Source organism: Neobacillus drentensis (assembly GCF_021560175.1).
Classification (GTDB): Bacteria; Bacillota; Bacilli; order Bacillales; family Cytobacillaceae; genus Neobacillus; species Neobacillus drentensis_A.
On sequence record NZ_CP091110.1, the window covers coordinates 4,586,145 to 4,609,687 of the forward strand.

Consider the following 23,543-nt stretch of genomic DNA (forward strand, 5'->3'; position numbering starts at 1 on the left):
TTACTCCATGTTTTGGCAAGCTTTAATAATCAATTGTTCAGCTTCTTTAACAGGATCTTCCCCTTCAATACAGCGGCTGATCTGGTGACCTAATATATCGAGGCAGAGACGCTGAAAAGCAGGGTCTGACCCCTCTATTGGAATTTGCTGCTGAATAGCCAATTGGGCAATCATTAACGATGCCCGGAGACTCGGTCCGCTGTCACCTTTACATACCTTGCGAAGCTCGGCCACAAGGGAGGTAATCGCAGCAGCTTGCCCCTTATCAATTTCGGCCTGGTTCGAGACGATCGCCGCCTCTCGGTCACTGTCTTTATGGTCAACAAAGATGGTAATCAACCGATCTAATAAGGCATCCTGGGTTTGATAAACACCGGCATATTCCTCAGGGTTGCTGGTGAAAACCACAGCAAATTCGGGATGAACCCGGACAAATGGTTCTGTCATTTTGGTCCCATATAAAGGAAGGATTCCTTCTTCTAATATTGATAAAAAGATATTGTTGGTGGTGGGTTTGGAACGGGTGAATTCATCATAGACCAGTGTATAGCCATTTTTGACTGCTTCGAGCAGCCGCCCGTTACGCCAGATCTCAGTGACGTTTTCTTCCTGTTTATAAACTGAGCGGACGTAATTATCGACCACCTTTTTACTCGTATATCCGGTAAAATCACCAATCAAATCTTTATTATTTAACTCGTGATTACCGTGGATGAGCATGGCCGGTTTCTTTCTTCTTTTTGCAAGCTCCAAGGCCAGTGAGGTTTTCCCCGCGCCTGAAGGGCCTGTGAAATGAATAGGATAGCCGGCTTTTAGGTATTGTAAGGAGCGGGAAAGTAAATCTTCTGTTTTCTCATCTTCTACTATTGTTTTAGAATTCCTGTTGATCTTACTCTTTAAGACCGTCACACTGTTTTCCTCCTACTCCCACATCACTCTTATCCAATCGAACTCCTATAACGAAAATCCATTCTTTTATAGGAGGTTACTACTTTTTGTTCGTTTAAAAATACTTCGTACACACCAATCATTTCGTCTTTGGCATACTTTTTCATATATTCCTTTTCCTCAATTACTTCTACCGTGAGCTTCCAGCCACCATTTTCTCCTTCTTCTACTGAGGTAATTTTATGTACTGGAGCCACGAATTCATTGAAGAAATCAGTCACATTGGCAATAATTTCTTTAATTTCCATACTTGCCTCCCGCTATTAAGGTGGCAGGCCAGGGTTGTGGAACCCCGGCTCTGAACCTTCTTTCCTCTAGAAACTAAATCGTGCACTGTTTTGTTCATTTGATTGGGTTGGAAGTCCATTTTCTTCCACCGCATCAGTAAGCAATCCGACCGCTTCTGCATAACGCAGCCAGGTATCTACACTTGCGATAACGACCCTTGCTTCGACTGTTAAAATTTCAATCCCGACGACTGAGACCCTAACAAAGGCATCAATTACAATCCCTTTGTCCAAAATTCGGTCGATAACCTCCGCCAGGCTGGAACTATCTGCTGTTTTTTGAACTGCCATGTTACATTCTCCTTTCGTCATGCCATTTAAGAATTGATTATCTTAATGTCATTTGAGGATTTAATTTTTTTATAGCTTTTGATTTTAGTCGCACCTTTAATGTCCTTAGATGTTTTAATATTGCTAACATGCTTTATATGATTGGCACCCTTTATCTTTTGTTGATCATCATGTTTATGTGATGACGAAATGTTCTCTTGAAGTTCCTGACCAGCTTCTACTACTTTGCTAAGTTTATCTCTGGCTGTCTCCAGCACCTTCTGGGTCTTTTCTTTTGCCTCGCCCGCTTTATCTTGGATTTTGTCAGAAAATTCTCCCTGGCCCTTCTGAAGCTTATCAGTAAACATCTCAGCCTTATCATGAACATGCTCCACTAGTTTTTCTTTGGCTTTGTCGAACACCCAATCCTTTGCCTTTTCCTTTATTGGCTCTGGCGTGTGTTCAATCGCCTCTTTGGCAATTTTTCCAACTGCCTTTTTTATCGGTTTATTCATAAGGTCGGGTCGCCCCTCCTGTCTTACTTCGTGTTAACTAAGTCATTAAGCATTTTTTCAATGCGTTCAAGGCGTTCATTCATATTTTTGTTGTCCTCCTTGATTTTTTCGTATTCTTCGGATTGGGGCTGTTCAGTTTGAGTTTTTCCCTTAGAACTATCGTTCTGGCTGTTCAGCTTTTTAGTTGTGAACAGTCCAGAATCCAGCTTGCTGATCGCTCCGTCCGCTAAGGATCGGATACTGTTTTGCGCCTCTCCAGCGAGGAGTTCTTGTGCAGTCTTTTTAAATTCTTCACCTGCCACTTTGACAAACTCGGATTCTCCCAAGTTTTTAAACACCTTCTTGCTGGTTTTAGGGTTCATCAGCAAGCCAATCCCAGCGCCCAGAACCCCGCCTACTAATGCCATATTTAGCGAATAATTGGTGCTGTCGCTCATCTGTTCGGATTGCTGGCTGCCTTTTAACTGTTGATTTCCTTCAGATTGTTGGACTTGCTGGGATTGCTGGTTTTGCGTTCTCTGCTGATCTTTTACATTCGTGCTTTCAGTGATAACATCGGTTGTCATGCAATTACCTCTTTCCCTTTGTTTTTTTAAGCTAAATCTCATGTTTATCACGTGGAGAGGGCAGTAGGACAAGGTTTACTATGGTATTACCTTCATATGCGGCACTAAAACTGGTTAAATGAACCTATGCATCCTTTTTTATCCATCATTTAGCACTCTACTTTAGTTTGTAATATTATAAATGTGTTAAGAGCAGTACCTGAAAGTGCATTTTTACAGAGGTATTACGAATTTTAAAAATAAAAAAAGAGCACAAAACCCAAAGGTTTCATGCTCTCTCAATATTCTCGTTTCCATTCACCGAGAACGTTGTTTCATTTTATAAGGATTCTTTGAACGCGGATCACCAAGTATTTCAGACCAAATTATTCCATCTATCACTGTGCGTTGATCTGGATTCAAGGTTAAATCAGGCGTTACTTCTTCCTGGTTTTTAATAAAGTCCCTATTTGCTGGTTGGTTTCGTGCAGCTGCCATCCCAATTCTGCTAGCTTGAGACTCTTGTCTTACCTGCTCGTATTCTGCTTCAAGTAAATTAAGACTGCTTTGTAGTTTCGGCTTATTCTCCGTCCTCAATGGCTTTGTTTCTGTAGTAATATTGTCAGTTATTTCTTTGAACAGGGTTTGAATCTCTCCCAGCGGCTTGCCAGAAGGATTCCTCCGTGTCTGTCTTGAATTGTTTTTGTTTTTACGGAAGATCATTGAGACTATTCCAGCAATTATCATAATTACTATGGTTTCCAAAGCGACATCCCTCCTTTTAAGGAAAACGGGGATTATTTATCATTCTTTTTATCATCTGTCATTTTTCCGATTGAACCCCTCATATCAGTATCAGCGGAAATATTTTTAAAATTCATATAATCCATGACACCGATATTCCCTGATTTAAGCGCTTCAGCCATTGCAAGTGGTACTTCTGCTTCTGATTCTACCACTTTGGCTCTCATTTCTTGTACTTTTGCTTTCATTTCCTGCTCAAGAGCAACAGCCATCGCCCGCCGTTCCTCTGCTTTTGCCTGGGCAATCTTCTTATCTGCTTCCGCCTGTTCTGTTTGCAATTCTGCTCCGATATTCTTACCGATGTCAACATCAGCAATATCAATCGAAAGGATTTCAAATGCCGTTCCGGCATCAAGACCCTTAGACAAAACGGTTTGTGAAATTAAATCCGGATTTTCAAGAACTTTGCTGTGGCTATCAGACGAACCAATGGTAGATACCACACCTTCCCCCACCCGAGCTACAACTGTTTCTTCACCCGCACCACCGACAAGCCGCTCTATATTGGCACGAACGGTAATTCTTGCTTTTGCTTTTACTTCTATTCCATTCATCGCAACACCAGCAATAAACGGCGTTTCAATGACCTTAGGATTTACACTCATTTGCACGGCTTCTAGAACATCACGTCCTGCCAAATCAATAGCAGCGCAGCGTTCGAAGGATAATTCAATATTGGCTCGATGCGCCGCAATTAACGCATTAACCACTCGATCGACATTACCGCCTGCAAGATAGTGACTTTCAAGCTGATTAATGGTGACATTTAAACCGGCTTTATGGGCTTTTATTAGCGGATTTACCACCCTGCTTGGGGTTACACGTCTAAGCCTCATACCAACTAATGTAAAAATACTTATTCGGACTCCTGCAGCCAGTGCGGAGATCCATAGCATAACTGGAACAAACGATAATAAAATCCCTAAAAGAATTAGGGCAATGATAACAACTACGATGATTAAAATAGTTCCGCCTGTTAAAATATCCATTTACAAAACCCTCCTAACATTTTATTGAACTTCCCTCACAACAATTCGTGCCCCTTCAACCTTAACGACTTTCACTTGAGCGTTTTTCTCGATAAAACCTCCTTCAGTGACAGCATCCACTCGTTCATTGTTAATAACAATAGTGCCTGACGGCCGTAGGACCGTGAGCGCACGGCCTTCCATTCCTAAGAGATCAGTACGGTTAATATTTGAAACATACCCATCCTCTTTTCTTGCAGAATCTGATAGTACCATCTTATTAAATAAAACAAGCTTTTTTCCAAGGGTCTTAATCATCAAAAAGAATATAAAAATCGAAACAGCAATGGCTATTAAGATGGAAACACCCATTTGTAAAGCATCTTCGCCCGCTAAAAACAGACTCAATAGTAAGGCAGTGAATCCGAGTGTACCTGCGATCGCCCCAGGTAAAAAAAACTCCAAAAAAATAAGCAGGATTCCGGCAACAAATAAAATTAATGTTCCAAATCCAGCTAAACCTGCTTGAAAGTGACCATAAAAGAATAAGATTAATGCCAATATCCCTATTAAACCAGCAATACCAAATTTGGCTGTAAAAAGCTCCAAAACGATTCCTACTCCAGCAATGGTTAAAAGGATGGTTACAACAACCGGATTTGTTAGAAACTCAATCATTCAAACTCCCCCTTTCCATCTGAACTTTCTGACTATCTGTTTTACGTTTCAGGCCATAAAAAGTTTCAAATGAATCAAAATATGTAAAAAGACTACTGGTATTTACCAGCAGTCTTTATGTCAGAATACTTATGAAAGGTGTTGTTGTACAAATTTATTAACGAGCGAACCATCTGCTTTACCTTTAACTTTAGGCATAATAGCAGCCATCACTTTTCCCATTTCTGCTTTTGATGTTGCGCCGACTTCAGCGATTGTTTCTTTGACAATCACTGACAGTTCCTCTTCCGATAACTGTTGCGGTAAATACAGCTCTATATTTTCAAGTTCTGTACGCAATTTATCAACTAGGTCTTGACGACCAGCCTTATCAAATTCATGGAGGGAGTCTTTGCGTTGTTTTACTTCGCGAGAAAGGACTGTTAACTCTGCATCTTCAGAAAGCTCTTTTGTTCCGAGCTTGATCGCTTCATTTTGAAGTGAAGCTTTCACCATCCGAATAACTGAGAGTTTGTCTTTTTCCTTGTTTTTCATCGCTTGTTTCATATCATTGTTCAAACGCTCGAGAAGACTCATATAATACACCCTCTCTTAAAACTTACGTTTTCTTGCAGCTTCAGACTTTTTCTTACGTTTTACACTTGGTTTTTCATAAAATTCGCGCTTTCTAGCCTCTTGCAAAGTACCAGTTTTTGATACTGTACGTTTGAAGCGACGAAGAGCATCTTCAAGCGATTCGTTTTTACGAACGACGGTTTTAGACATTCTCTTTCCCTCCCTCCGAAACACAACACACTTACATTCAATCCATGTACCTTGCAATTATAATATAACCTTGATACAAGGTCAACTTAAATTCACACAAATAAACGCAAAACTCGATAAAATGTTTATCTAAATAATTGGCATGTCCCATCAGGCGCTGCCATACAATGAAGGGAGGGGGCCAAACATATGCTATACATACTATTATTTATACTTTGTATTTTAGTATTTATCTTTGGAATGACGATTATTAGATTCGGTCTATTTAACTTGTCAGCCAATAAATTAAAAACATGGTTAATTAAGCTGACCAGTACCCCATTAAAAGGGATGTTAACGGGTACATTTATTACTGCTCTATTACAAAGCAGTTCGGCGGTAATGGTTATTACCATTGGTTTAATTTCGGCGAGGATCATGACCTTTCCTCAATCAATCGGCATTATACTCGGCACCAATATTGGGACAACCTTTAAAACTGAGTTAATTACGTTTGATATAGATAGAATTCTTGTTCCATTAGCCATAAGCGGTGCGCTGCTTATATTATTCAAGAATAAAAAAGCACGAAGCATTGGAATGCTTCTTTTTGGGATTGCTTCCGTGTTCACAGCGATGAAGGGTTTCGAATTATTGGCCCAGCCTCTTACAGTCATGCCGTTTATCAACAAATTTATATTATCCATCAATGACAATATTGTCTTAAGCCTGCTCACAGGGGCAGTTATCACTTCGATCATCCAGTCAAGTACTGCCATGACGGGGATTGCAATGGGATTTTTAACTGCCGGCCTGCTGCAGCTTGATGCAGGGATTGCGATTGTTCTTGGTGCAAACATTGGGACGTGTATTACGGCTGTGATTGCATCAATTGGGGGCGGCAGAGAGTCAAGATTAGCAGCATTTGCCCATGTTTGGCTTAATGTTTTTGGAGTATTACTTTTTATCCCGCTCATCCCTTTTTTAACGGAGAATGCAAAGCTTCTCGCAAGTCAAACAGATATTCAGTTAGCTCATATAAGTGTTATTTTTAATGTTGCTACCTCTTTAATCGTTTTGCCGTTCGCTACTAAATTTGGCGAAATGATTCTCTTTTTACATGATAGAGCTCCCAAAAAACCGATTTCTTAACTTATCCAAAATAAAAAGGACCTAGTGAGGTCCTTTTCTACTTAAATTGCTGCTTCTTCTTTGTTAAAAATTACTTCTTTCATTAATTCTCGATCTTCCATTACCTTGACAAATTGCCCTTCATTATAAGGATATCCGGCTTTGGTAATTTTAACTTTAACAATTTTCCCAATCATATCTTCTGTTGCTGGAAAGACAACTTTTAAGTAATTATCAGAGTATCCAACATACAGCCCCTTGTTGGCTTCTTCCTTGTACTCCTCTTCCGGAATGACCTCTAATACTTCCCCTTCAAAAAGAGACGCGTATTCTTTTGCAAGTTGATCTGAAAGAGAAATTAAACGGTGTACCCGTTCATTTTTGACTTCCTCATCGACTTGATCCTCCATCCTTGCTGCGGGAGTACCAGTACGCTTTGAATATGGGAATACATGAAGCTCAGAAAATTTATGCTCTTTTATGAAATTATAAGTTTCCATGAACTCTTCTTCGGTTTCACCTGGAAAGCCGACAATGACATCAGATGTAACTGCAAGCCCTGGAAGTACTTCCTTAAGTCTATCTAATCTTTCCGCAAAAAATTCCATGGTATACTTACGACGCATACGTTTTAAAACAGAATTTGATCCAGATTGAATAGGAATATGCAGATGACGAACAATCAGATTGGATTGATTAATAACCTCAATCACTTCATCGGTAATTTGACTTGCTTCAATCGATGAAATCCGCAATCTTTCTAGACCTTTTACACCTGCTTCTAAATCACGAAGCAAAGCAGCAAGATTATAGTCTTTCATGTCTTCACCGTAACCCCCAGTATGAATACCAGTTAAGACAATTTCCTTATAACCTGCATCAACAAGCTGCTGGGCCTGATGAATAACTTCTTTAGGGTCACGGGATCTCATCAGCCCTCGTGCCCACGGTATTATACAAAATGTACAAAAATTGTTGCAGCCTTCTTGAATTTTCAAAGAAGCACGCGTTCTGTCCGTAAAAGCCGGAACATCAAGCTCTTCGTAAACTCGACTTTTCATGATATTCCCTACACCATTAATTGGCTGGCGTTCTGTTTTAAATTGTTCAATATAATCCAGCATTTTTACACGATCCTGTGTTCCTACCACAATATCAACACCAGGGATGGCCATGATTTCAGCTGGAGAAGTCTGAGCATAGCATCCAGTTACACAAATAACGGCATCTGGATTTTTTCGAACAGCACGCCGAATGACTTGACGGCTTTTTTTATCGCCCGTATTTGTAACGGTACAAGTATTAATAATATAGACATCGGAAATGGATTCAAAATCAACCCGTTCGTAACCTTCTTGTTTAAACAACTGCCAAATGGCTTCTGTTTCATAATGATTCACCTTACAACCTAGTGTATGAAACGCAACTGTTGCCATTTAATCTCACCTCAATAGTTCAAAATGATAGGAAATAGCCGCAAGTGAATATAATGGGGCCGTTTCTGTTCTTAAAATACGCGGTCCTAAACCACATAGCCCAAAACCATATTCCTTTAATTGCTGAACTTCTTCCTCAGCTAGGCCTCCTTCTGGTCCAAATACGATTAGGAGGGTTTCGCCGCTTTTTATCTGTTTTAACGTGGAAGAAAGCACCGAGGTCTCACCTTGTCTGCTTTCTTCCTCATACGCTGCTAATTTATAATCAAAGTCCCCGCTCATTTTCAGTAACTCTTTAAAGGACATCGGATTAATAATGGTCGGTACTACCGTCCGATGGGATTGTTCTGCCGCTTCCTTAGCAATCTTTTGCCATCTATCTATTTTTTTTGCCGCTTTTTTTTCATCCCATTTTACAACCGAACGAGCAGCAGAAAAAGGAAGGAACTGCTGGGCACCTAATTCCGTCCCTTTTTGAATAATCCACTCCAGCTTGTCCCCTTTAGGCAACCCGCTTGCGATGGTAATCGAAATTGGAAGCTCGGGACTTTCATCTATCCATTGTACAACGTCTGCAACGACACTTGAATTGGTAATTTCTGAAAGCTTACAAACAGCCTGTTTGCCGTTCGGATCAACGCAAATAATTTGATCATCGATTTGCATCCTCATGACCTTTACAATATGGTGACGGTCCTCTTCATCGATAAAAAATTGATTATCATTTGCTTGATGTTGAACAAAGTAGCGTTGCATACATTGCACCTCTCTTAACATTTTACTCTTTATTCTACTACTTTTAAGAAGTAAGGAAAATAAAAAGGGGTTTATCCCACCCCTTTTTCAGCCATTATTTCCTTTTTGCAATAATCGCAACCCAATCTTCCATTAAAATGGTTTCAAGGATTTCAAAACCTGAATCCATTAGTGCATCTTTTACTAAATCTTTTTTAGGCTGGATAATTCCTGACGCTATAAAAGAGCCTCCCGGTTTTACCACACGAGCCACATCATTTGTGAATCGTAAAATAACTTCAGCTAAAATATTAGCAACAATAACATCAGCGGAATTTTCTTCCACTCCGTCTAAAAGGTTGTTTTGTGAAACCACTACCCTCTCATTGACCTTATTGAGCTTAATATTAAGCTTTGCGGATGCGACTGCCACTTCATCAAGATCATAAGCCCTGACGTCTTCCGCCCCTAGCATAGCAGCTGCGATACTAAGTACACCTGAGCCAGTCCCTACATCGATTACCCGATCACCAGGCCGCACGGTCTTTTCTAGCGCTTGAATACACATAACCGTTGTTGGATGTGTTCCTGTCCCAAAGGCCATACCAGGGTCCAGTTCGATAATTAATTCATCGCTGCTAACAGGTTCGTAGATCTCCCATGTTGGCACGATCGTGAATTTTTCTGATATTTTAACTGGATTATAATACTTTTTCCAGGCTGTGGCCCATTCTTCTTCATTTACTTCACTTATGGTAACCTTATTTAACCCTAAATCAATATCATGGATGATAAGATTGTTAATGGATTCTTTAATTGCGTCGACCGTCTCTCCGAGGAAACTGTTAACAGGTAAATAGGCTTTGATCATAACGCCCTCTTCGGGATAATCATCTGGATTAAGTTGGTAGATTTCTCCGAATTGATCTTCCCTTTCCTTCGTCAATTCAAGGGGATCTTCTATAACTACACCGCTCGCCCCCGCTTCATGTAAAATATTTGAGATAGGTTCGATCGCCTCGTTTGTTGTGTGGATACTAATTTCTGACCACTTCATCTCTACCAACTCCATCCTTACTCGCTTTTAAAAGCTCTTTTTACTTTTGAGAAAAAACTTTCTTCGTGTTCACCGATTGGTGAGGAACCACTAATGTCCGCAAATTCCTTGAGAAGCTGTTTTTGTTTATCAGACAGCTTTGTTGGAGTAATAATACGGACGATTATATACTGATCTCCTACACCATATCCACGAACGTTTGGAATTCCTTTCCCTTTCAGGCGGAATTTTTTACCTGTTTGTGTACCAGCAGGGATTTTAAGCTTCACTTTGCCTTTTAAGGCTGGAACCTCGATTTCATCACCCAAGGAAGCTTGAACAAACGTAATTGGCATCTCACAATATATATCATCGCCGTCACGTTCAAAAAATTCGTGTGAACGAACCTGGAATACCACGTAAAGATCGCCAGCCGGACCGCCGTTTGCTCCAGCTTCACCCTGACCCGACATGCGCAGTTGTTGTCCATCATCAATACCGGCAGGAATTTTTACATGGATTTTTTTGCGTTTTTGAACTTTACCTTTTCCGGCGCATGTTGAACATTTATGTTTAATCTCTTTGCCTGTACCATTACAATGATGACAAGTTCTGCGGTTAACAATTCTCCCAAATGGAGTGTTTTGTTCCACATTTAACTGTCCTGTACCATGACAATGCTGACAAGTCTCTGGTTGAGTGCCAGGTTTAGCACCGGAGCCATGACAGGTTTCGCATGTTTCTTCTCTTGGAATTTCTATATCTGTTTCTTTTCCAAACGCCGCTTCTTCAAATGATACCGTCATCGTATATTGCAAATCAGCACCTTGTCTAGGGGCATTCGGGTCACGTCTTCTCGAACCGCCGCCACCGCCAAAGAAGGTATTAAAGATATCTTCAAACCCTCCAAAACCGCCGCCAAAGTCACCACCACCACCAAAGCCTCCGAAGCCTTGGTTTGGATCTGTATGGCCGAATTGGTCATAATGGGCCTTTTTTTGGTCATCGCTTAGCACTTCATAAGCTTCAGCAATTTCTTTAAATTTTTCAGCCGCATCAGCCTCTTTATTAATATCTGGATGATATTGTTTAGATAATTTTCGATAGGCTTTTTTTATTTCATCCTTAGAAGCACTTTTACTAACACCTAGTACTTCATAGTAATCCCGTTTACTCATGATTACCACTCCCGAATCTGTCACATAAAGATTATTCTAACACCAATTAGAAGGCTATTGCAATAAAAAAGCCAAAGCCCGTAACTTTGACTTTGACTTTTTTACAAGAATAAAAATTACATAAGATTTTTACTTATCATCTTTAACTTCTTCGAACTCTGCATCGACGACATTGTCATCTTTAGGACCTGCAGCGCCTGGATCTTGTGCGCCTTGTTGAGCTTGTGCAGCTTGTTCATAAAGCTTAACTGTTAATGCTTGAACGATTTCCTGCAAGGCATCTTTTTTCGCACGGATTTCATTTAAGTCGTTTTTCTCAATGGCTTGCTTTAAGGCATCTTTTGCTTCGTTTGCATTTGCAACTTCTGCCGCATCCACTTTACCTTCTAGGTCTTTTAATGTTTTTTCTGTTGTAAACACTAGCTGGTCAGCCTCATTGCGAACTTCAACTTCTTCTTTGCGTTGTTTATCTGCTTCTGCATTTTCTTCAGCTTCTCTAACCATTTTTTGAATTTCTTCATCAGAAAGTCCTGTTGAAGACTTAATAGTGATTTGCTGTTCTTTATTTGTGCCAAGGTCTTTTGCTCGAACATTAACAATACCGTTTTTATCGATATCAAATGTAACTTCGATTTGTGGGATTCCACGTGGTGCTGGCGGAATATCAGTTAATTGAAAGCGTCCTAATGTTTTGTTATTAGCGGCCATTGGGCGTTCACCTTGTAAAACATGAATATCAACAGCTGTTTGGCTATCAGCAGCAGTTGAGAACACTTGTGATTTTGAAGTTGGGATCGTTGTGTTACGGTCAATTAACTTCGTGAACACACCGCCCATTGTTTCAATACCAAGTGATAGTGGAGTTACGTCAAGTAAGACAACATCTTTAACATCACCTGTGATAACACCGCCTTGAATGGCTGCTCCCATTGCAACTACTTCATCTGGGTTTACTCCACGGTGAGGTTCTTGACCTGTTGCTTTTTTGATAGCTTCTTGAACAGCTGGAATTCTTGTAGATCCACCAACTAGGATTACTTTATCAATTTGTGATGGTGTTAAACCTGCATCACTTAATGCTTGACGAACAGGTCCCATTGTACGTTCAACAAGGTGTGCAGAAATTTCATCAAATTTTGCTCTTGTCAATGATACTTCTAGGTGAAGCGGGCCAGCTGCACCAGCAGTGATAAATGGTAAAGAAATCTGTGTTGTAGATACACCAGATAAATCTTTTTTCGCTTTCTCAGCTGCATCCTTAAGACGTTGTAATGCCATTTTATCTTGAGAAAGATCAATTCCATTTTCTTTTTTAAACTGCTCTACTAAATAATCAATAATAACTTGGTCAAAGTCATCTCCGCCAAGACGGTTATCACCGGCAGTTGCTTTAACTTCAAATACACCGTCACCTAATTCAAGGATTGATACGTCAAATGTACCACCGCCAAGGTCATACACAAGAATGGTTTGGTCTTGGTCAGTTTTATCTAGACCATAGGCAAGTGCAGCTGCTGTTGGTTCATTGATAATACGTTCTACTTCAAGACCTGCAATTCTGCCGGCATCCTTTGTTGCTTGACGCTCTGCATCGTTAAAGTAAGCTGGTACCGTAATAACCGCTTTCGTTACCGGTTCACCGAGATAGTCTTCTGCGTATGATTTTAAATATTGAAGAATAATAGCTGAAAGCTCTTGTGGAGTGTAATCCTTTCCTTCAATATTTTCTTTGTAATTTGTACCCATGTGACGCTTAATTGAAATGATCGTATTTGGATTTGTGATTGCTTGGCGTTTTGCCACTTCCCCTACTTGGCGTTCGCCGTTCTTAAACGCAATTACAGAAGGAGTTGTACGGTTTCCTTCGGGGTTTGGAATTACTTTTGGTTCTCCGCCTTCTAGAACAGATACACAAGAGTTTGTTGTTCCAAGGTCAATACCAATTATTTTACTCATTTACCTTTTCCTCCTAATAAATATGTAGATTATTGATTTACTTTAACCATTGAAGGGCGAATAACTCGATCCTTTAATAGATAGCCTTTTTGAAACTCATCAGTAACAACGTTTGCTCCATAATTCGCATCTTCTCCCTGCATAACTGCTTGATGCAGGTGCGGATCAAACTCTTTGCCAACCGCCTCAATAGGTTCAACACCTTCTTTTTTCAGTGCATCAACCATACTGCGGTAAACCATGTCCATTCCTTGTAGTAAAGCCTTAGTTTGTTCATTGTCAGCTTCTACTTTCATGGCTCTTTCAAAGTTATCTAATGCTGGCAGTATATCGGTGATTAATTTTTGAGCTCTATATTTTTCGCTCGCTTCTTGGTCGATTCTAGTCCGGCGGCGGAAATTATCAAAGTCTGCCTGAAGCCTTAAGATTCGATTGTCTGCTTCTTCTAACTTAGCTTTAAGCTGCTCGATTTCTTGCAGATATTCATCAACTGGGTTAGACTCAGCCACATTTGTTGGCTCACTTTCACCAGCAATAGGTTCACCTGTATTTTCTTCAGTAAGTTCAACTTGTTCATTATGCTCAATTTCAACTTCTTCGTTGATGGTATTATTCTGTTCTTTTGTCAACTTACTCACCTCCCTTAAAGGATTCATAACAATTTATCGTAACTGATCGATACAAAGGAAAAGGGGGGGCCTAAAAAGGCAATTCACCCTTACTCAATATTACCAGCACTAGTTACTTTGATACAGTTTAGTTAAAACAGTGGTTAAATCTCTGCTCAAAAATTGAAGCAAGCTGATTACACGCGAATATTCCATTCTTGTAGGTCCTAATATCGCAATCGTTCCTAATTTTTCAACACCCACAGAGTAGGAAGCAGTAATTAAACTGCAATTATCCATCGCACTGACATTATTTTCCCTGCCGATTTTAACATGAATGCCTGCAGATTCGTTTCGGATTAAATTATAAATCCATTCCTCTTGATCAATCATGGTCAATAAACTGCGGATTTTGGTGATATCGTGAAATTCCGGTTGGCTTAACATATTGGTTTTTCCACCAAAAAACAGCTTCTCTGCTACGGGCATTTTAAAGGATTCCCCAATCATATGGAGCATTAAATCGTAATTATGGATATGCTGGCGTAATAGCATTGCGACTTCCTTATAAATCTTATCATTTAACTCTTCTAGCGGTACACCGGATAAACGGTCATTAAGAATATTCACCGTTTTTTCGATATCACTGGCATCCACCATATCCGGCAGCGAAAAAGTCCTGTTTTCCACATGTCCTGTATCCGTGACAAATATAGCGACTGCTGACTCCCTGTTTAAAGGAATAATTTGTATTTTCTTTAACTTATTTATACTAACCGCTGGTCCTAGAACGATGGATGTATAATTGGTTAACTCTGATAAGATTTTTGCGGATTTTTGGATGATTGCTTCGAACTCAAAGATCCTTTCAGCAAAAATCGATTGAATGATCGAGATATCTTGCTTATTTAATGCTTGAGGCGAGAGTAAATGATCCACATAATACCGGTATCCTTTTTCAGAAGGCACACGTCCTGAGGAGGTATGTGTCTTTTCAATATACCCCAATTCTTCAAGGTCGGCCATTTCATTTCGAATGGTAGCGGAACTAAAGGAAATTTCCTCTTTTTTCGACAAACTTCTTGAGCCGACTGGTTGGGCAGATCGAATAAAGTCATCAACAATTACCTGAAGAATCAACAACTGCCGATCTGTTAGCAACTTTCATCACCTCTGTTAGCACTCTTTGTTAACGAGTGCTAATTATATTAATAAATTATCAAAAAAGGTGGGATGGTGTCAATTAAAAAGAACACAAAATGGCACATCAGCCTAAAGACTTTGCTTTAGATTACTCCCAAAAAGGCCTGGAATACTTCGTTGCCCAACAAACGGCCCTGTTTAGTTAAATATATATTATCGTTCTGCACTTCTATCCATTGTTTAGCCCTTAAATCCGTAAGTTCATTAGCAAATAATTTTAAAGGATCAGTGGCAAATTTTTCATAGAAGTGGGCAATGGAGACTCCATCCGTTTTTCTTAGACCCAGGAACATTTCTTCCTCCATTTGTTCTGCTTTTGTCACCTGATGATTTTCAAAAACAGGCAGCAAATGATTATCAAGTTGGTCGATATACTTTCTTAATGGACCCGTATTGGACCGTCTCCATCCGTTTACATAACTATGCGCCCCTGCACCAAACCCATAGTAGTATTCATTATTCCAATAGGTTAAATTATGCTGGCTTTCATATCCTGGTTTTGAAAAATTACTGATTTCGTATTGATTAAAACCGTGTTTTTCCATTTCTTCCATTAACATTTCATACATGCTCGCTTCGACATCTTCCCCGGGAGTTGGCAGCTTGCCCTTTTTTAATAAATTATAAAAAACGGTTTTAGGCTCGATAATGAGCGAGTAAGCAGAGTAATGAGGGATATCAAGTGAAAAAGCCTCCGTTAAGGACTCTTTAAAATCCTGAACAGTTTGAGTCGGTAAACTGAAAATCAAATCGATACTGATATTTTCAAAGCCAACCTTTTTGGCCTGATCAACTGTCTGGTAAACATCCTTTGCTTGGTGGACACGGCCGATCTTTTTTAAAAGCTCGTTATTGAAGGTTTGTACCCCAAGACTTATTCGGTTAACCCCAGCATCTTTTAATATTTGTAATTTCTCTTTGGTCAAATCACCAGGATTGGCTTCAAACGTAAACTCTAGCTTTTCACTTTTCGGTAGATTTGTATGAATACTTTCACAAAAAGTGTAGAGCTGCTGCTCATTTAAGGAGGTCGGTGTCCCGCCGCCAACAAAAATGGTGTCTAGTGAATCAGTTGGAAATTCACGAAGAGTAAGTTTCATTTCCTGATCAAGTGCCTTTATATAATCATCAACAGGCTGTCCCTTTAAAAAGACTTTGTTAAAATCACAATAGTGGCAAATATGCTCACAAAAAGGGATATGGAGGTATGCTGCTTTAATCATGTTTCTTCCTCTATTCTGTAATAAAAAGAGGCTAGGAGAACCCGCCTTAGGCAATCCCTAACCCCTTTACGTTGTTATTTTTTCGTATTGTTATCGTCCATTTTCAATACGGCCATAAACGCTTCTTGCGGTACTTCAACAGAACCTACTTGTTTCATCCGTTTCTTACCTTCTTTTTGCTTTTCTAACAATTTACGTTTACGGGAGATATCCCCGCCATAACATTTAGCTAATACGTTTTTGCGCATCGCTTTAATCGTGGAACGAGCTACAATCTTTTGCCCGATTGCCGCTTGAATAGGCACCTCGAACTGTTGTCTCGGAATGAGTTCTTTCAGTTTCTCAACGATTATTTTGCCTCGTTCATAGGCAAAGTCCTTATGAACAATAAAGCTCAAGGCATCTACTTGTTCAGCATTCAGTAATATATCCATTTTAACCAGACTTGAAGGCTGATAACCAATCAACTCGTAATCAAAGGAAGCATAGCCTCTCGTACTAGATTTCAGTTGATCAAAGAAATCATAGACGATTTCAGCCAGTGGAATTTGATAAACAATGCTGACCCGATTTTCCCCTTGGTATTGCATATCAATAAAAATTCCGCGCTTTAATTGGCAAAGTTCCATTATAGCGCCCACATAGTCATTTGGTGCCATCATCGTTGCTTTCACATATGGCTCTTCGACACGGTCAATTTTTTGCGGTTCTGGCATATCAGATGGGTTGTCAACACTTAGTTGAGAACCATCTGTTAAATGGACATGGTAGATAACACTTGGTGCCGTTGTAATTAAATCAATTTTAAATTCACGTTCAATCCGTTCTTGAATGATTTCCATATGAAGAAGGCCAAGGAAGCCACAACGGAAACCAAAACCGAGTGCTTGAGATGTTTCTGGCTCAAATTGAAGCGCAGAATCATTCAATTGTAATTTTTCTAACGCTTCACGGAGATCATTAAATCTGGCTGTATCAATTGGGTAAAGTCCACAGTATACCATTGGATTTAATTTTCGATAGCCTGGGAGCGGTTCAGTTGCACCATTTTTTGCGTTGGTAATGGTATCACCAACACGTGTATCACCAACATTTTTAATAGAAGCTGTCAGGAAACCAACGTCCCCTACTGACAACTCATCACGCATCACTGCTTTAGGTGTGAACACACCAACTTCGTTTACCTCAAATTCTGCTCCAGTAGCCATCATCTTAATTTTATCACCCACTTTGACCCTGCCTTCAACGACGCGGATATAAGCAACAACACCGCGATAGGCATCATAAAGAGAGTCAAAAATTAAGGCTTTTAATGGGGCTTCTGGATCACCAGTTGGTGCAGGCACTTTTTCCACAACCTGTTCGAGAATCTCTTCAATCCCTATGCCTGCCTTCGCAGATGCAAGAACGGCTTCAGAGGCATCCAGACCAATCACTTCCTCGATTTCGCCGCGGACTCTTTCAGGTTCGGCACTTGGCAGGTCAATTTTATTAATAACAGGTAAAATTTCAAGGTCATTATCCAGGGCTAGGTATACGTTTGCTAGTGTTTGTGCTTCAATTCCCTGTGCAGCGTCTACCACTAAAACTGCCCCTTCGCAGGCTGCTAGACTTCTTGAAACTTCATACGTAAAATCGACATGTCCTGGTGTGTCTATTAAATGGAAAGTATATTCTTCCCCATCTTTTGCTCTGTATTTTAGTTGTACAGCATTTAACTTAATCGTTATTCCGCGTTCTCTTTCTAAATCCATGGAGTCCAATAGCTGATCTTTCATTTCACGAGAGGATAAAGCATTCGTTTTTTCCAAGATCCGGTCAGCTAAAGTTGATTTCCCATGGTCAATATGGGCAATAATAGAAAAATTTCTAATTTTTGATTGTCGTTTAAGTCTTTCTTCTCTATTCATGGTCTTCCACTCCTACTATACTCGCACATGTACACTATTTTTGATTATATCAGTAGGGCTAATAAGATTCAATACAGAATGCCAGTCCTGATTTTAGGCATACTTGGCGGGCTATGATAAATGATCCATCTGCAAGCGGCTTATTTATCAAAATTATTTCCTCCAATTAACAAAATGAAAGACGGCAAAAACATCTGCCGCCTTACCTTATTCCGCAATGAGGTCAATTAGTTTTTCCGAAGCCCCAGAAATCCCTTCCGACATTTTTCTGCCCATTGAGGAAAAAAGATTAAAGGCGCTTATTTCCTCCAATTTTTTCTTCTTTGCTGCAATATCGTGGCTGGAAATATCATTCCCAAGGAACGATGCCCTCACATTATGGTCCTTATCATGAATGCTGACAGCTGTTTCTAGATTGGGATCGTCATATCCTTTCATTTTTTGAATCCCGTTATTCGCTAATTGCATCCCTGTTAGAACAGCAATTAACAGTAGAGCCGCTAAACAGAAGCTTTTAAACATAAACATTTTCATAAAAATGCTCCTAACCACTATTGTTTAGTAGACGGTTGCTGTGTATCCTGATTTACTTTTTCTGCCTGCCAATAGAAATCACTAAACACATCGGCAAGCGCATCAGCGGAGCGGTTTAATTCTTCAAATGTATTATCAACACCGCCAAATTCCATCAGAATCGCATTTTCCGAAAGGTTCTGATTATAGATGCTATTCGATCCGGCAGCATTCTTAATAATGACTCCCCTGCTTAAACCTTTATATTTTTTCTCCAGTCGATCATGAAGTTCTTTTGCTAGTTTTGCATTTTTTTCGTAGTTTGGATTTTTTCCGCCGATAATAAACGCAACCTTTGCATAGGACTTTCCATTAATCGTAACCGTTGTTTTATCCCTGCGTTGGGAATCACGATGAATATCAATAAAATAATGCAAATCATGATTACCGGTCATCGCGGTCTGAACCACGGTCCGCGATTCATCATAGGACTTCCAGAATTTCCACCCTTTTTTATTTAATGCCGCTTGAATATCTGTCTTATCGATAAAACTGCCAATTCCTCTGTCAGCCAAGCTGGTCTTTAATTGGTCACCAATCTTTGTGACATTTATTTGCGAGTGATACGCTAAATCCGGGTTGGTTACTCCCTTAAGGTAGGGAAGATAGGATTCGCGATTATGAGAGAAGTACACATAGACAACCTTCCTTCCTCCAGTAGTCTGCCCTGGTGCGGGAGAGGAATTTTCATCCGAAGGCTTGTCCAATCCTTCTAAATTTTGTAAGGCTGCTTCTCGTTCCTCTTTCATAATTTCAATCGGTGGTGCTGACTCAACCGGCATATTTGTATAATTTGTCCCTTCTCCAGCCACAAGGATTTTTCCATCAAATTGATAAAAGCCCGGAAGTTCTCTGCCAAGAAGGCTGCGCGGATCATTTAGATTAATATTGCTGGATAGGGTAAATATCAAATTGGTAAGCTTCGGTGTAGTCACCCAGCTATTTCCTACTTTTAAAAAATGATGATTTTCCCAGCCCATAAATTGGTATAGTAATTCACCATTTACATTCGTAGCAGCTTCATTTACGGATGTTGACATAAGTCTATATTGTGGTTTTAAAGACGTTAAGAGACCGCTGATAGAAAAAATTAATATAATAAATAGGGAAAGTGCGGCAAAAGCTTTCAGGATGCTTGTCCCTTGGACGATTAAAAAGGCACTTGACGTTTTTGTGTTTTTCATAGTTCCACCTCGCTTTAAACGATTCTAGTAAATACTATGTCATTACTAGAAATGGTAGAACTAAAAATTATTTTAATAGTTGACGTAAAGAGGGCTATTGATGGAACAGCCCCCTTTAATTTGGTTTATCTTGTATTAAAACCAGCATTCTCTTGATCGATAGCAGTATGTAACGCTGAGTTTAATCCATTGGCAATAAGGTTCGCCATATCCTCAATGAACACATCTACTTCTTTTGGTGTTACCATTAAATTATGACCAATTGGTGAGAGGACTTCGTAAATTAGTTTTCTTTTTTCCTCATCCGGGAGTGTGCCGATCATACCCAAAAAGGTTTTACGATGTTTTTCCTCGGGCAAATCCTCATCGGTTAATTTTCTTTTCTCGCCAAAGGTCATACCTGCGGGTGCAAGAGCTCTTGAAGGACGATTTCCTTCCCTTAGCTCTTTCCCAAAATGTTTTAGAATGAAATCTATCGTATCACTTGTTATTGAAACAGCGTCTACGACGGTTGGAACTCCTATGGCGATAACCGGAATCCCCAAGGTCTCCTTACTTAATTCCTTTCTTTTGTTTCCGACCCCTGAACCAGGATGGATACCGGTATCAGAGAGTTGGATGGTTGAATTGACTCTTTCTATCGAACGTGATGCTAATGCATCGATGGCAATGACAAAGTCAGGTTTCGTTTTTTCAACCACCCCAAAAATGATGTCGCTTGTTTCAATTCCGGTCAGGCCCATTACACCTGGTGATAAGGCACTAACAGATCGGTAACCTTCTTCAACATTCTCAGGCTGAAGCTGAAATAAATGCCGGGTGACTAAGAGATTCTCACACACCATTGGACCAAGAGCATCGGGAGTTACATTCCAATTCCCCAACCCTACCACGAGGCAGGAATCCGTTTTTTTTATTCCGGATCCTGTTAAGAAATGGGCAAATTCCCGGGCAAAGATTTCTTGCACCTTCTGTTGAACCTCGGAATTCTGCTGTCTAATCCCCTGTACCTCTAACGTTAAGTATCGGCCTGCTTTTTTGCCAAGCTGTTCTTCTCCTTGTTTTGTTACCTCAACTAGAGAAATTTTTATATCGTCAACATCTTTTTCTTTAATAATGACCCCTTCGATTTTCGAAAGGTTTTCTTCTTCTCCGACAGACTTTCCCGCAAGTACCATTTCTCTAGCTTCAATCGCTAAATCCGTTCGAATCGAATACTTGCTTAAATCAATAGACTCATTCATGAAATCCACCCCTAATAGAAAATCCTAAATAGAAACTATTTCCTATTTTTGCCCTTAAGCCTGTAAAACATGCATTTTAAATTCGGTTACCTTTGAATTGTGTATTGCAATCTGGCCTTCTGTTTGATAAAATACTTCTTGTTCTGAATTATTATGGATGAATGTAAAGTCGAGTTCATATAAGTCTCGATTCTTTGTAGGAGGTGAATGGAATGCCTAACATTAAATCTGCAATTAAGCGTGTGAAAACAGCTGAAGCTCGTAATGCTCAAAATACAACTGCTAAATCTGCAATGCGTACGGCTGTTAAAAAAGTAGAAGCTGCTGTTACTCTTAACGATGCTGCTGCTACAAAAGAAGCATTAGTTGCTGCTGCTAGCAAATTAGACAAGGCTGCTGCTAAAGGTCTTATCCACAAAAACGCTGCTGCTCGTAAAAAATCACGTCTTATGAAAAAGTCTAACGCTCTTTAATTAATAGCGTAAAAAAAACGATTCCGATTCGGAATCGTTTTTTTATTGCTCCAGCCCCTAGCCTTTGACCTTGCTTTCGCCGTTCAGTCGACAAGTCGCCCTATATCGGGGCTGACCAAGACCGCTTCCGCTTTTGGTATTACCGTTTTAAACGGAACAAAAGCATTTCAATCAGTAATGATTTATTCATTCCGCCGGTTTTCATCTGATAGTCTGCCTCTGCTAACATCTCCATTAGGTTAGCTAATTCTTCATCCCTAAAACTTCCTGCCTGACCAAGGGCAAGCTTTACCCGAAACGGATGAATTTTTAAATAGGCGGCAATTTGCTGCTGCCCGTAGCCTCTTCTTGAAAGTTCCTTTACCTGATAGATGAGACGAAATTGACCAGACAATAGCGCTAATATCTTAATGGGCTCTTCATTTTGTTTTAACAAGTCATAATAAATCCGCAATGCCTCATCTAATTTTCTTTGAACTACTCTCTCAATAAGGGAAAAAATATTTTGCTCAAGCGTCCTAGCAACCAATTTTTCTACTAGCCCGCTATCAATACGTTTTTGCTCAGCAGCGAATAAGGACAATTTGTCCACCTCGCTGGCAAGCATAAACATATTAGTACCTGCTAAGGAGAGTAATAGGTCAATCGCATTTTCTTCAAATTCCATCCCATTACTTATTGCTCGATCTCTTACCCATTTTTTCAACTCATATTCCGATAACTTTTTAGCCTCAACTAATTCAGCATTCCGTTTAAGCTCTTTGGTTATTTTTTTTCTTTCATCCAATTTTTCATATGGAGCCGAAATGACCATTACCGTATATGGAGCAGGCTCTTTCAGGTATGCTTCCAATTTTGCCAGATTGTGTTCTACCTTGGCCTTCGTTTTTTCTGCAGTTAAGAAAACGGGATTATGTAAAAAAACAACCTTTTTCTCTCCCAAAAAAGGAAAGGTCTCAGCGTCCTCTAAAGCGAAATCAACTGAAGTCTCTTCTAAATCGTAAGCTGAAAAATTAAAATCCTTTTCTTCTTCGTCTAGAATATGGTTCAGAAGTAATTGTTTTGTCTCATTGATTAAAAATGCCTCTGTTCCATATAATAAATATATAGGAGCTATATCCTTTTTTTTAATTTTTTTCCATATCTCTAATACCATTTTGTCCAGCGCTCCCCTAAATTTTCACTCATATCTTATCGTAAAGAAGCTTGGACCTTTTGACAAGTACTTAAAGGGAATTAGCACGTTTATCCAACAATGCCAATTCCCGAATCTATTTGAACGCCAGCAATATTGGCCCTAGGATCTTTTATTGCCTGGCGGGATTCCTCTACTTATAGTTTTGCCCTTCCTGAGTTGAACTATTTTGACAACTCTTGTCAGTACAGGAAAGAAGCAAATAGCAGGCTGGATTTTTTCAGACGAATAGCTTATACTATACTTGAAAATAGGAGGGGTATAGCGTGAATCATTTTGAAAAAGACGTGCAAAGTAAACGTAATGATGCGATTGATTCTGGGGTAGGTTTTGGAGTTTCTTTCGGCTTTTTTGCTATAATCTTTATTATTGCAACAGTCATTAAGCTAATTGGTTCCTAATGAATGCTACATAATTTAGTAAAGAGGCTGCAGCGTTGCAGTCTTTTTTTTATGGCTGTTTTAATCTTGAAAGTTAATTTCCGCTCCAGGCGGCTTCGCTTTCCTCGGGCGTGCCGGGGAGCCTCCTCGGCGCTTAAGCGCCTGTGGGGTCTCCCCAGCCCCGTACTCCCGCAGGAGTCTTCGCCGCCTTCCGCTCCAATCAACGATAATCTTTAACACAGCCTTTTTTATTAGAAAAGTCCACTATAGATGTGCTGCCGTCTAGGGCGCTTGGGCTTTCTTCTTGAATTACTATAAC

26 protein-coding genes are annotated in these 23,543 nt (G+C 39.9%); 3 read left to right on the forward strand and 23 right to left on the reverse strand.

The window, feature by feature from the left end; genetic code table 11:
* The 10 genes from gvpN to rpsU all read right to left on the reverse strand — a co-directional run bounded on the left by gvpN (position 1) and on the right by rpsU (position 5,780).
* A complete protein-coding gene (gene gvpN, locus L1999_RS21870) occupies positions 1–909 on the reverse strand; it encodes a gas vesicle protein GvpN (protein WP_235740489.1) in 909 nt (302 codons plus the stop codon).
* A 29-nt stretch (positions 910–938) separates the two neighbouring features.
* Positions 939–1,196, reverse strand: a complete 258-nt coding sequence (gene gvpO / locus L1999_RS21875; RefSeq protein WP_235740490.1) for a gas vesicle protein GvpO — start codon at positions 1,194–1,196, stop codon at positions 939–941.
* Positions 1,197–1,262: 66 nt separating this feature from the next.
* Positions 1,263–1,526 carry a gas vesicle protein GvpJ gene (gene gvpJ / locus L1999_RS21880; RefSeq protein WP_235740491.1) on the reverse strand — a complete coding sequence of 88 codons (264 nt, stop codon included), beginning with the start codon at positions 1,524–1,526 and terminating at the stop codon, positions 1,263–1,265.
* A 26-nt stretch (positions 1,527–1,552) separates the two neighbouring features.
* Entirely contained in the window at positions 1,553–2,020 is a 468-nt protein-coding gene (gene gvpQ, locus L1999_RS21885) for a gas vesicle protein GvpQ (protein WP_235740492.1), read from the reverse strand.
* Between the two features lie 23 nt (positions 2,021–2,043).
* On the reverse strand, positions 2,044–2,586 hold the full coding sequence (gvpT, locus tag L1999_RS21890) for a YtxH domain-containing protein (protein ID WP_235740493.1): 543 nt from the start codon (positions 2,584–2,586) through the stop codon (positions 2,044–2,046).
* Positions 2,587–2,883: 297 nt separating this feature from the next.
* Complete coding sequence (locus L1999_RS21895) at positions 2,884–3,330, reverse strand: hypothetical protein (RefSeq protein WP_235740494.1); 447 nt, start codon at positions 3,328–3,330, stop codon at positions 2,884–2,886.
* Positions 3,331–3,362: 32 nt separating this feature from the next.
* Positions 3,363–4,358, reverse strand: a complete 996-nt coding sequence (gene floA / locus L1999_RS21900; protein ID WP_235740495.1) for a flotillin-like protein FloA — start codon at positions 4,356–4,358, stop codon at positions 3,363–3,365.
* A gap of 21 nt (positions 4,359–4,379) precedes the next feature.
* On the reverse strand, positions 4,380–5,015 hold the full coding sequence (locus L1999_RS21905) for an NfeD family protein (RefSeq protein ID WP_235740496.1): 636 nt from the start codon (positions 5,013–5,015) through the stop codon (positions 4,380–4,382).
* A gap of 129 nt (positions 5,016–5,144) precedes the next feature.
* Positions 5,145–5,591, reverse strand: a complete 447-nt coding sequence (locus tag L1999_RS21910; RefSeq protein ID WP_235740497.1) for a GatB/YqeY domain-containing protein — start codon at positions 5,589–5,591, stop codon at positions 5,145–5,147.
* 15 nt (positions 5,592–5,606) lie between these two features.
* A complete protein-coding gene (gene rpsU, locus L1999_RS21915; protein WP_007087607.1) occupies positions 5,607–5,780 on the reverse strand; it encodes a 30S ribosomal protein S21 in 174 nt (57 codons plus the stop codon).
* A gap of 189 nt (positions 5,781–5,969) precedes the next feature.
* Between rpsU and L1999_RS21920 the strand changes: the two genes are divergently transcribed.
* Positions 5,970–6,911, forward strand: coding sequence for a Na/Pi symporter (locus tag L1999_RS21920; protein ID WP_235740498.1), 942 nt, complete (start codon positions 5,970–5,972; stop codon positions 6,909–6,911).
* A gap of 41 nt (positions 6,912–6,952) precedes the next feature.
* Here L1999_RS21920 and mtaB read toward each other — a convergent pair whose 3' ends face one another.
* The 12 genes from mtaB to gpr all read right to left on the reverse strand — a co-directional run bounded on the left by mtaB (position 6,953) and on the right by gpr (position 21,176).
* Entirely contained in the window at positions 6,953–8,326 is a 1,374-nt protein-coding gene (gene mtaB, locus L1999_RS21925) for a tRNA (N(6)-L-threonylcarbamoyladenosine(37)-C(2))-methylthiotransferase MtaB (protein WP_235740499.1), read from the reverse strand.
* 6 nt (positions 8,327–8,332) lie between these two features.
* The gene (locus L1999_RS21930; protein ID WP_235740500.1) at positions 8,333–9,082 is read right to left on the reverse strand and encodes a 16S rRNA (uracil(1498)-N(3))-methyltransferase; all 750 of its coding nucleotides are present in this window, start codon (positions 9,080–9,082) and stop codon (positions 8,333–8,335) included.
* 94 nt (positions 9,083–9,176) lie between these two features.
* Entirely contained in the window at positions 9,177–10,118 is a 942-nt protein-coding gene (gene prmA, locus L1999_RS21935; protein ID WP_235740501.1) for a 50S ribosomal protein L11 methyltransferase, read from the reverse strand.
* Positions 10,119–10,135: 17 nt separating this feature from the next.
* Complete coding sequence (gene dnaJ, locus L1999_RS21940; RefSeq protein ID WP_235740502.1) at positions 10,136–11,275, reverse strand: molecular chaperone DnaJ; 1,140 nt, start codon at positions 11,273–11,275, stop codon at positions 10,136–10,138.
* Positions 11,276–11,404: 129 nt separating this feature from the next.
* Positions 11,405–13,231 carry a molecular chaperone DnaK gene (gene dnaK / locus L1999_RS21945; RefSeq protein ID WP_235740503.1) on the reverse strand — a complete coding sequence of 609 codons (1,827 nt, stop codon included), beginning with the start codon at positions 13,229–13,231 and terminating at the stop codon, positions 11,405–11,407.
* A 29-nt stretch (positions 13,232–13,260) separates the two neighbouring features.
* Positions 13,261–13,860, reverse strand: a complete 600-nt coding sequence (gene grpE / locus L1999_RS21950) for a nucleotide exchange factor GrpE (protein WP_235740504.1) — start codon at positions 13,858–13,860, stop codon at positions 13,261–13,263.
* Positions 13,861–13,968: 108 nt separating this feature from the next.
* Entirely contained in the window at positions 13,969–15,000 is a 1,032-nt protein-coding gene (gene hrcA, locus L1999_RS21955) for a heat-inducible transcriptional repressor HrcA (protein WP_235740505.1), read from the reverse strand.
* Between the two features lie 125 nt (positions 15,001–15,125).
* Positions 15,126–16,265 carry a radical SAM family heme chaperone HemW gene (gene hemW, locus L1999_RS21960; protein WP_235740506.1) on the reverse strand — a complete coding sequence of 380 codons (1,140 nt, stop codon included), beginning with the start codon at positions 16,263–16,265 and terminating at the stop codon, positions 15,126–15,128.
* 74 nt (positions 16,266–16,339) lie between these two features.
* Positions 16,340–18,175, reverse strand: coding sequence for a translation elongation factor 4 (gene lepA / locus L1999_RS21965; RefSeq protein ID WP_235740507.1), 1,836 nt, complete (start codon positions 18,173–18,175; stop codon positions 16,340–16,342).
* Positions 18,176–18,382: 207 nt separating this feature from the next.
* On the reverse strand, positions 18,383–18,709 hold the full coding sequence (locus tag L1999_RS21970) for a DUF3679 domain-containing protein (protein WP_235740508.1): 327 nt from the start codon (positions 18,707–18,709) through the stop codon (positions 18,383–18,385).
* A gap of 17 nt (positions 18,710–18,726) precedes the next feature.
* Entirely contained in the window at positions 18,727–19,932 is a 1,206-nt protein-coding gene (gene spoIIP / locus L1999_RS21975) for a stage II sporulation protein P (protein WP_235740509.1), read from the reverse strand.
* A 125-nt stretch (positions 19,933–20,057) separates the two neighbouring features.
* On the reverse strand, positions 20,058–21,176 hold the full coding sequence (gene gpr, locus L1999_RS21980) for a GPR endopeptidase (RefSeq protein ID WP_235740510.1): 1,119 nt from the start codon (positions 21,174–21,176) through the stop codon (positions 20,058–20,060).
* Between the two features lie 212 nt (positions 21,177–21,388).
* On the opposite strand from gpr, the gene rpsT reads away from it, so the two are divergent.
* Positions 21,389–21,649, forward strand: coding sequence for a 30S ribosomal protein S20 (gene rpsT, locus L1999_RS21985; RefSeq protein ID WP_235740511.1), 261 nt, complete (start codon positions 21,389–21,391; stop codon positions 21,647–21,649).
* 139 nt (positions 21,650–21,788) lie between these two features.
* On the opposite strand, the gene holA is transcribed toward rpsT, so the two are convergent.
* Positions 21,789–22,805, reverse strand: a complete 1,017-nt coding sequence (holA, locus tag L1999_RS21990; protein ID WP_235740512.1) for a DNA polymerase III subunit delta — start codon at positions 22,803–22,805, stop codon at positions 21,789–21,791.
* 305 nt (positions 22,806–23,110) lie between these two features.
* On the opposite strand from holA, the gene L1999_RS21995 reads away from it, so the two are divergent.
* On the forward strand, positions 23,111–23,245 hold the full coding sequence (locus L1999_RS21995) for a YqzM family protein (RefSeq protein ID WP_215043760.1): 135 nt from the start codon (positions 23,111–23,113) through the stop codon (positions 23,243–23,245).
* The last annotated feature ends 298 nt before the right edge of the window (positions 23,246–23,543 follow it).